The organism is Anaerotignum sp., from assembly GCF_031981185.1.
GTDB lineage: Bacteria > Bacillota > Clostridia > Lachnospirales > Anaerotignaceae > Chakrabartyella.
Window position 1 is genome coordinate 186,144 of the sequence record NZ_DALYUL010000003.1, and the last position, 9,837, is coordinate 195,980.

11 protein-coding genes and 1 tRNA gene are annotated in these 9,837 nt (G+C 41.2%); 1 reads left to right on the forward strand and 11 read right to left on the reverse strand.

All coding sequences use genetic code 11. From position 1 onward, the window contains the following. The 4 genes from RTK36_RS16665 to murA form a co-directional block, all read right to left on the reverse strand. Positions 1-197: DUF1290 domain-containing protein (locus RTK36_RS16665; protein WP_312044119.1), on the reverse strand; the 197-nt coding region annotated here is incomplete at its 3' end. Further along, a complete protein-coding gene (locus RTK36_RS02830) occupies positions 158-874 on the reverse strand; it encodes a DUF881 domain-containing protein (protein ID WP_312044121.1) in 717 nt (238 codons plus the stop codon). The genes RTK36_RS16665 and RTK36_RS02830, both read right to left, overlap by 40 nt. Positions 875-898: 24 nt before the next feature. After that, positions 899-1,690 carry a cell division protein FtsQ/DivIB gene (locus tag RTK36_RS02835; RefSeq protein ID WP_312044124.1) on the reverse strand — a complete coding sequence of 264 codons (792 nt, stop codon included), beginning with the start codon at positions 1,688-1,690 and terminating at the stop codon, positions 899-901. 5 nt (positions 1,691-1,695) lie between these two features. After that, the gene (gene murA / locus RTK36_RS02840; protein ID WP_312044126.1) at positions 1,696-2,949 is read right to left on the reverse strand and encodes a UDP-N-acetylglucosamine 1-carboxyvinyltransferase; all 1,254 of its coding nucleotides are present in this window, start codon (positions 2,947-2,949) and stop codon (positions 1,696-1,698) included. Between the two features lie 134 nt (positions 2,950-3,083). Here murA and RTK36_RS02845 point away from each other — a divergent pair, with 134 nt between their 5' ends. Beyond that, a complete protein-coding gene (locus RTK36_RS02845; protein ID WP_312044128.1) occupies positions 3,084-4,013 on the forward strand; it encodes a P1 family peptidase in 930 nt (309 codons plus the stop codon). Between the two features lie 137 nt (positions 4,014-4,150). On the opposite strand, the gene RTK36_RS02850 is transcribed toward RTK36_RS02845, so the two are convergent. From RTK36_RS02850 to RTK36_RS02880, 7 genes are all read right to left on the reverse strand, one after another. After that, positions 4,151-4,510, reverse strand: a complete 360-nt coding sequence (locus RTK36_RS02850) for a NifB/NifX family molybdenum-iron cluster-binding protein (protein WP_312044130.1) — start codon at positions 4,508-4,510, stop codon at positions 4,151-4,153. 85 nt (positions 4,511-4,595) lie between these two features. Then, complete coding sequence (locus RTK36_RS02855) at positions 4,596-5,450, reverse strand: nucleotide-binding protein (protein WP_312044132.1); 855 nt, start codon at positions 5,448-5,450, stop codon at positions 4,596-4,598. Further along, positions 5,447-6,274 (reverse strand): ATP-binding protein, encoded by an 828-nt coding sequence (locus RTK36_RS02860; protein WP_312044134.1) that lies wholly within the window; start codon positions 6,272-6,274, stop codon positions 5,447-5,449. The genes RTK36_RS02855 and RTK36_RS02860 overlap by 4 nt, the downstream gene beginning before the upstream one ends. Positions 6,275-6,282: 8 nt before the next feature. Beyond that, positions 6,283-6,645: a NifB/NifX family molybdenum-iron cluster-binding protein gene (locus RTK36_RS02865; RefSeq protein WP_312044136.1), complete on the reverse strand. Its 363-nt coding sequence runs from the start codon at positions 6,643-6,645 to the stop codon at positions 6,283-6,285. A gap of 591 nt (positions 6,646-7,236) precedes the next feature. Then, the gene (locus tag RTK36_RS02870; RefSeq protein WP_312044138.1) at positions 7,237-8,148 is read right to left on the reverse strand and encodes a CPBP family intramembrane glutamic endopeptidase; all 912 of its coding nucleotides are present in this window, start codon (positions 8,146-8,148) and stop codon (positions 7,237-7,239) included. 14 nt (positions 8,149-8,162) lie between these two features. Next, on the reverse strand, positions 8,163-9,281 hold the full coding sequence (locus tag RTK36_RS02875) for a helix-turn-helix domain-containing protein (protein WP_312044140.1): 1,119 nt from the start codon (positions 9,279-9,281) through the stop codon (positions 8,163-8,165). Positions 9,282-9,723: 442 nt separating this feature from the next. After that, positions 9,724-9,796, reverse strand: a tRNA-Thr gene (locus tag RTK36_RS02880). Positions 9,797-9,837 lie beyond the last annotated feature (41 nt).

The window sequence follows — 9,837 nt, forward strand, 5'->3', positions numbered from 1 at the left end:
AATTGTTTTTGGGAAATGGCATAGATTCCGCCTAAAACCGAATCAAGACATGTTAGAATTGCGATTGCTACATAACTGGCATACCCATATGGAATTACCACACCGCTGGTTATACCAATGATCACGCCCAAAACCAAACCAATAACAGGCACACTCATCATCCCACTACCTCCTGTTCTGAAGCAGTTGCTTTCCATAGAATTGTTTGTGTATAGGGTGGAACAACAATATTAGCTTCCTTGTGAATGTTAATTTCAATTCCCCATGGTGCCAAATTGTCCACTACTCCCCCCGGAAATTTCAAAGCAGATTGTAAAATATCTCCGTCGCCCACAGCCTTAATTTCAAAAGGCGCTGCAATCCTCTCTCCATTTACCATTACAATAGATCCAGCACAGCTTACACTGGTTTTTCCCACAATACGCTGTCCATTAATGGAAATCGCTTCAGCGCCGCCTACGTTTAATTCGTTGATGACTGAAAGAAGGTCTTCCGCATGTACTAAATAGGCATTGCTGTCTCCACCTTTTTTAGTGCTGCTATCATTCATGGTTATCAAAATTCCAGCACCGTGAACCTCAGTAAGCCCGGCGAATAAACGAAGTTTCTCTAATTCATTTTGTAAATTATCAATGGTGGCCCCGTAATTCAAACCACTTTCATAATCAGCAATGATCTGTTCCTTTTCCTTTAAATGCCCTTGAAGGGCTTCATTTTCCTCCTGCACCTTTTTCAAAGTAGCAGTTAATTCCGTCAAACGTTGATTTTCTGTTAGCCCATTTTGTTTTTTCACCGTGTTATACTGAATGCCAATAATCATTCCCAATAATACACAAATTAAAGTAAGTCCATATAAATAATGGTTTTTTCCCATAGCTTGTCCCCTTTTTCCTAACGATTATGTGAGGTATTGAAAAATAATGGGTTTATTCAAATCTCTTAAATCCAAGGTACCTCTATCCTCCTTGGGAATTGTTTTCATAATTTCACCCATAATTCGAACCTTTTGATCTGCATCCTTCATGTCTCCCAAATGAATCAAAACTTTATTCACATTGGCATATACGTCCTTAGGTTCGGTCACGTCGATTTCCACAACAATATCCAAAAGATTATATTTTTTCATTAATTGAGACATTTGTAAAACCACCTGCAACGAGTCTTTATTTTCCACAGGCAGTACCTCACCTAAAAGAAAGCTGTCAAATTTAAGACCAGTCACAATTGGCAAAGCCTCGTGATACGTATTCTGTGTTTCCAAAACACGGCCTTCCTCATCTATGTAAAGGTATGCACCCATATAAGATACATAACCTCTTGCCTTTCGCTCCTTCACCTGAATCACCATGGTGTTGGGCAATTGGACTTTTAATTTTGCTTCTGCAATGTAAGGATCCTGTTCCAAGATTTTTTTTGCTTTTCCCTTTCCGAATAAAATCAAATTGTCTCCATGGGCAAGGGAAATCATCTCTGCCAATTCAGTTGTTGTAAAATGCTCTGCACCCTCCGCGCGAATCTCTTTCACTGCAAAAAGAGGAGAAAATAAAATCCCCGCTATTACAATGATAAGCATTAAAAAACCGATGACAAATTTTGAGTTTATTTTTCGCCCTTTTGGGGGCCTTTCATAATAATTAAGTTCCTCTAATAGTTCTATGTTGTCAGATCGTTTCTTTTTTTTCAATGCCATTTTTTTCACTCCATCAGTCGTACATTGCCGCCCAACAACGATAAGGCGTCCTCAATTTTTTCGTATCCTCGTTCTACATATTCAGCACCATATACAGTGCTTCTTCCTTCTGCCGCCAAAGCTGCAATCAAAAGCGCTGCACCACCTCGTAAATCACGACCAAAAACTTCAGCACCGTGGAGGCCATCACATCCCTTAATTTGCGCAACTCTGTCTTCAATTACAATATTGGCACCCATACGACATAGTTCGTCAGCATGGCGGAAACGAGCCTCAAATACTGTTTCACTAATCATACAAGTTCCCTTTGCTAATGTCAATAGACTCATCATGAGGGGTTGCATGTCGGTAGGAAAACCCGGAAATGGCCCAGTAACCAAGGAAAAGCCTGATTTTAGTTCCTTAGGCGGTTTCATCCAAATACGCTCCGCCTCAAAATTGAATTGACATCCTGTTTTTACCAAAGCTTCAAGGGTAGTTTCAATATCATTTTTTTCAACACCAGTTAAACATAGCTCTCCACCTGTCATAGCTGAGGCACATAAGAACGTTCCAGCCTCAATTCGATCAAAAGGTATGGAAAAATATGCTCCGTGAAGCTTTTTTACCCCTTCAATCATAATAGATGGTGTGCCTTCTCCATAAATCTCAGCCCCACAGGCACGTAAAAAACGAACTAGAGCCACAATTTCCGGCTCTCTCGCCGCATTATGAATAACCGTAACACCTTCAGCCTTTACCGCCAGAAGTAAAATATTCTCCGTGGCACCCACACTGGGATAGTTCAAGTAAATATGATACCCTAAAATGTGAGGTGCTTCACAATAAAAAAGTCCATCCTCCTCTTGAATTTCTACACCCATCTTTTCAAAGGCTTTCAAATGGATATCAATGGGGCGCTCTCCAATGGCGCAACCACCTGGATGCCCTAGTATGGCTTTTCGCTCTCTTCCCAAAAGAGCACCTAAAAAAAGGATGGAGGAACGCATCTTTTGCACCGTTTCCTCCCGAATCTTTACATCTTGGATTTGCCTTGTGTCGATGACCGCCGTCCTGCCATTGAGCTCCACCCTACAGCCCAGTGTTTTCAGAATATCCAACGTTAAATAGAAATCTCGAATCAGCGGGCAATTTTCCAGCACCACTTCATCCTCTGCAAGAAGTGTCGCTGCCAAAATGGGTAATGCCGCATTTTTACTCCCTCTTACCGCAAACTCTCCGCTTATGGGTTTTCCGCCCTCAATCAAGTAGTACCCCATGCTGTTCCCTCCAAAAAGCATCTTACCCACATTGTATAGAGGGACATTTTTTTTGGTGCATATCCAATTTGCATTCGTGTTTACAAAAATCCAAAAACCTTGTAATATGTAAGAAAAAAACGGAGGACAAACCAGTGAAGCATAATCTTTTAGATATTAAGGGCATCAAAGTGGGCCATGCCGAAAATACCCAAGGCAAAACGGGGGTAACCGTTATTATTGCGGAAAACGGAGCCTTTTGCGGAGTTGACGTCAGGGGTGCAGCCCCAGGAACCCGTGAAACAGACCTATTAAACCCCATAAATGCAATGGAAAAAGTGAATGCTGTAGTCCTTTCAGGTGGTTCTGCCTTTGGACTGGAGGCCTCTTGCGGTGTTATGAATTATTTAGAAGAGAAGGGCATTGGCTTTGATGTAGGCGTAACAAAGGTTCCCATCATCCCCGCTGCCGTCCTTTATGATTTAGAAAACGGTGATGTTTTTTGCCGGCCCAATCAGGAAATGGGCAGACAAGCCTGTGAAAATGCCTCTGATAAAACCTTACTTGAGGGTGATGCGGGAGCGGGCTGTGGCGCAACCGTTGGAAAACTTCGAGGTACTTTAGGTTGGTGTAACAGTGGCATTGGCTCTTGGGCAGAAACAACAGATAATGGAATTACCGTAGGAGCTTTGATTGCAGTAAATGCCTTTGGAGATATATTAGAAAAAGGAACAATCATTGCCGGAACAAAAGATGAAAATGGGACCTTTTTAGATACTGCGAAGGGAATTATCCAGCATGCCTCTACGCTTTCCTTCGCCGGAAAAAACACTACCATCGGCGTCATTGCAACCAATGTCAAGCTTACAAAAGCCCAGGCAGCGAAGGTAGCAGGGATGGCTCATGATGGATTGGCAAGATGCATTTCTCCGGTCCACACTACCATGGATGGAGATACGCTGTTCTGCCTTTCCACGGAAGAAATTGAACTGCCTATAGCCCCCGTGGATTTGGTAGGAATTATGGCGGCAAAGGTTACGGAGGAAGCTGTATTGCGAGGCGTAAAGGCGGCAAAGCCTTTCTAATTTTGCAAGAACTACTTTTGCTTACCTAAATGCTTTATAGAGCGTTAAATTAAATCTCATCGAATCAGACTCTTTTCTTATTAAAAATGCAGGGTATCCTTTTTAACGGATACCCTGCATTGAAATTCACCCACTAATTAATGATTTCCACATTCATGGGCATGCTTGTGTTCATGACAAACAGACCCTGTTGATTTTAATTCACCCTTCAAATAGCTTTCAACGGCAGTTTTGGCATTGCCCTCTGCACCTATAATCACTTCAATTTTTCTTTCATTGAATATTTCTATGGCACCGCCACCCATTCCCCCAGCAATCATTACTTCAATACCCATATCTCCTAAAAAATTAGGTAAAAATCCGGGTTTATGTCCAGGATTTGCAACTGTGTTTTCCTCAACTATTTGGCCGTTATTTGTTTCAAATATGCCAAAACCTTCACAATGCCCAAAATGTTGTGCTACCAATTCTCCCATACATGCTACTGCAATTTTCATATCCATTCTCCTTTTCTCAAACAAATTTAGTGGTGCAACATTGTTGAATGTACTTCATACGAATGAAAAGTTTCTCCATTCAAACTTAGAAATATACCTTCATCTTTTCGTAAACTTGATATAGTGCATCCCTTGCAGGACAGTTGATTTTAGCTATACTGTGCCCCTCATTGATTGCATCAGAGACCTTATTATCATAGGGAATGCATCCCACAAAAGGAATGTCTTCCCGCTGACACAAGTTCTTAATTTCTTCAGTATTTTCAATACATGTATCATATTTGTTGATACAAACAGCCGTCCTAATCTGAAAGATTCCAGCTGTTTTTATAATACGCATCATATCACTAATACCAGATAGGGAAGGCTCTGCAACAATCAAAACCATATCCACGCCACTGATGGAAGCTATCACAGGGCAACCTATTCCCGGAGAACCATCAATGATAGTAAATTCCCCATACTCCCCTTGCTCTAGCTGTTTTTTCACCTCAGTTACTAACTTCCCTGAGTTACCTCGTCCCATTTTAAGCTTAGCAGTGGAAAATAACCGTTCCTCTTGGTAAAGTGCCAGCTCCCCTGCAACATCTTCTTCCATGGTTACCGCACCCGCTGGACAGGTATACATGCATACACCACACCCTTCACAAGCAAAAGGATCCACAGAATATTTTCCGCCTGTTCGAATGATGCCCTGAAATCTGCAGTTTTGATAACAAACACCGCAGCTCGAACACTTTTTATCATCTATGCTTGCTTTTTCCGAACCATAATAATCAGTCTTTTGGGGTTTCTCCTTCATTCCTGCAAGCAAATGTAAATTGGGTGCATCTACATCACAATCTGCAAAAGCTTCGGCCTCAGAAAAATCTATAAAAGCGGCGGCTGTTGTGGTCTTTCCTGTGCCCCCCTTGCCGCTTAAAATCAGGAGCTTCTTCATTCCCACACCTCCATCCGGATTTTATCTAAAAGTGTAGAAAACAGCTCCCGTGTTTCATCATCTTTCTCACAAGCCAACTCACCATTGGCTCCAAGCCGAGCCAATTTTTCCTGATAAGGAATACAACAAAGGATAGTGATGTTGTTTTCTGCGCAAAATTCAATCAGTGGAGCATAGATGTAGTCTCCTTTATTTATCACTACACCACAAGGCTTTTGTAAAAGTGACACTAGCTCGTACACCATTTTGAAATTGTGAAAACCAAAGGTAGTGGCTTCCACCACCAAAAGGCAGTAATCCGCCGTTTTCACACTTTCCATAACGGAGCAAGCACTCCCAGGTGGACAGTCAATGATAGTTATACTTTGATTAGAAATTTCTGTATCTAAAGCATTTTGAATCACAGGTATACCACTTGCTTCTCCGATATTTAAAATACCCGTAATTACCTCCACCCCTTTATTTCTGCCTCTTTCCACAATACCAACTGGACGTTCCACCTCATAAACTGCCCCTACGGGACAGATAAGCGCGCATGCACCGCAGGCATGACAAACATCAGAAAATACAAGGGGGCTATTTTTAATAAATCCTATAGCATTAAATCTGCATGAATCTACACACTTACGACAGCCGATACATTTTTCTGTCAGAACCTGTGGCAGTAGGGTATAGACTTCCTCTGCAATACTTGCCTCCGGTTTTAAAAACAGTCTTCCATTTGGTTCTTCTACATCACAATCTATATAGACCGAATTTTTTGCTGTTACGGCAAGGTTTACCGAAACGAAGGTTTTTCCGGTTCCACCTTTTCCACTTAACACCGCAATTCTCATACTTTACCGTGAAAGCCTCCGTGAAAATGTGTCAAAGGTGCAAGTTCCCCCTTCTGAAAAGCTTCAACATTTTCCTTAGCAGACACCTTCGTTGTTTTATATACCTTGATTCCCGCTGCTTGAAAAACCTCTGCTGAATTTTCACCACAGCGAACTGTAAGTAAAGCCTCTGCCATTGCATCAACGATAGCTTGTGCTGCTTTTATGCCAGCGCCACCTTGTGACACTGCCCCTGGGTTCTCAAAAAATCTAGAAACCTCACTCTGAGTATCATAAATTAAAAAATAAGGTGCTCTGCCAAATGAAACACATACCTCAGCTTCCATACGCATTTCATTCATGGGTATCGCAATTTTCATAGCTAATAACTCCCTCCTCGTAATTCAAATTTTAAATATTAAAAGTATTAAAAGAAATAATACACCAAAGGCACATTGCACCTAGATAGATTTTAATTTTAAAATCATTTCCGTCATATGCCATTAATTCATTGTACGTCAATTAATGTCATATGTCAATAATGTAGTGCAAAAGAAAGACAACTTCTTTTCTTACATTAAACGAAATTCTATTCATCTTAAATTTTTTCGGCGTTTTCAATCCAAACCCACATATCTTTGATTCTTATAAACATCTTTTCGTCTAAAACAAAACTAGATTCCTCCTATATAGAAATAATCTCGATACAAGGATTATTCTTTCTTGCATCGGGATTATTTGTGCGATTATTTCAATAAATCGCCCTCCGTTTTCTTTGCAGCTTTTTGACTACAAATTTTATAACGAAGGGCGTTTATTTTTCGCCTCATCAGCGTAGGATTTAAAAACATATCAAATGCTTACATTTTTCTATATAAAAAACCTGATATAAATTTTCATCATTTACTCAATTCTATTTAATTGCCGGCTTCTAGTGGAGCAAAATCTTATTTCTGCCCCAACGGATCCTCTCATTGCCGATAAGCTTCGTTTTTACCCAACGTCATTTTTTTGCCCACCTTTATTAGTAATAGGACAGCTAAAACGATAAATGGAAGTCCGCCGATAAGGCCTGTAATTGCCGGGCCAAACAGTGGGTTATATCCGCTCTTTGCAAAAATGCTTGGTAGTGCCGCGCCCGCATTCACCGTTGAGTGAATCATGGCGGCGGGGATGACGCTTTCCAGTTTGATTGATATATAGCCTTCTATAATTCCAAGTGCAACACAAAAAACAATCATAGCTAGAATGCCAAGCACTGGATAGCCCCAATAGCCTGTTCCGTAATTGTGACCCATCACGATAATGGGTAAGTGCCAGATTCCCCATATTACCCCTGTAATAATTAACGATGCCCTGTCAGATAAAAACATGCGCAGTTTAGGGAGCAGATACCCCCGCCAGCCAAGTTCTTCGCCCAAAGTGGGGATGATATTTACAATCGGTCCAATGACAACAAAAATTAGAACTTGAATAATTAGCAACGTAGACGGGGCAGGTCCCTGTTTACCACCTGATGCAATCATCCCTTTTAAAGTTATAAGCTCCGGGTCAAACGAACCTGGCATAATTAGGAAATAAAGTGCTCCACTTAGAATCAATAAGGCTGTCGGGCCGAAGTACAAAAGCAGATACTCTTTCACATGCCCCTTGACGTGGGGGCGAAGATACATATTCCCAAATCCTTCTTTTGTTATAAAGCGTGTTAATAAATTGGATAGCGCAGGCATAAACATAGCAACTGTCAAGATTACTACAGACACCCCGCTTCCATAGGTCAGTCCGCAGATCGGTACCAACAAAAATACGAACCATGCAAGGATAATTGTAAGTGCAATAAATATAATCAGTCGTTTTTTTGCCACCAATTTCTCATGTTCCATAATAACATTCCCCCTTATTTATATTGTTCGCAGTTTCGTTGAAGCCTTTCAGTTATACTGTGAAAACGCTTATCATCTGAGAGAACCGAAAACACCGGATTATTAACAATCACATCAGACATGCTTTTCCTGATTGTTTTTTCATCCCGGGGAAGATCCGTTCCCAAATCCAGTTGATCCAGCCATCCATCCAGATGGTCGAAAAAAGTATCGCCATGCAAGCGCAAGGGATAAATATCGCTTGTTACGATCTCGGTGTACTTTTGCAGCATATCAAGTGCCCTATCATAATTTTTCTGAGCAATAAATCCCTGCGCGGCTGAAATATAAAGGCCCACTAGGACACCAGGATGCAGATGTCTCATGTCAAACGTTTCCGCTACGACAAGCGAGCGCCGCAGCACCTCTTCGAATTTGGATGGGACATCGACACATAGCGTAAGATATGCTGGAAAGAAGTTGAACAGGACGACGATATTTTGAAACATTCCCACCTGCAAAACGGATTTTGCCTCCTCAATACGCCCTGTCATTTGGTATGCGGAAGCCAAAAGTGACTCAGGAGGTAGCGCAGGCGCGACAGAGCTGCCAAGCAGATCCAGTACAGAATCTGCATCACCTGAAATGAGGCTGCATAGGGCTTCCATAAACAAAGCTAGCCTGCTAATCGATATATCGTCGCATTCCTCTCTGACCCGGATAAAAAGCACCTTGGCTTCCCCAGTCAAAGACGCCACTTTCTGTGGATCCTTCAGCAATTCGATATGATTGATCATCAATATCCCCATTTGCAGCAGCAATGGGAAGCATGAATAGTATTTTTTTATTGTCTTTCGGCAATTCTCCATCACCGAATCAAACGGTTTTGACGTAAAATCATCAGACAGTCTTTGGTACAGCTTTCGAATATCCTCTTTTGTCATCTGCGGTTTATAGTCTATCAATTCGTCAATGCTGATGTTAAAGTATGCAGCCAGTTGGGGAAGAAAAGTAACATCTGGATAGCTTTGCTGTGTTTCCCATTTGGAAACGGATGCCTTGGACACACCAATGTAATTTGCAAGCTCATCCTGGGTGATGCCCTTCTCCTTGCGCTTAGTAACAAGCACTTTTGCAATATTAATTTCCTTCATATCAATCACCTCTGACTATATTTTACTTGGTAATCGGAAAGAATTCAATGGATTTGCAGTTGATAACGGTTGAATAAATCAACCTATGCGATACTTCTAGTTGGAGCTGCAGTAGAAAACTCGGCTTAACAGCATGGTTTGTATAAAAACATTTTGCAGTTGACGCTTTTGAATAACTTGGGAAAGCCTTCAGTAATACGCTCGAATTTACCAATATCGTCTAACATGGTAAAACCATCCTTTCTAAATTTGAATACAAAAAAGCATGACAGCTTTTGCAGCCATCATGCCTTATATCAAATTATTCTGTTTTCCTGTGGGTTCAAATCCAAACTTTAGCCGTTTTCCGGATTTCATCCTGAGATCAAAAGAATCAACAAACCCGTACGAATAACGGAAAAATTGACAAGTTCTTTTATCGAAAACTTGTCAATCTAGCTGAAGCTACTGAGGGGACTCGAACCCCTGACCTGCTGATTACGAATCAGCTGCTCTACCATCTGAGCCACAGTAGCATATTAAAATTTTGTCTGAACGCCTCATTTAGTATACAAAA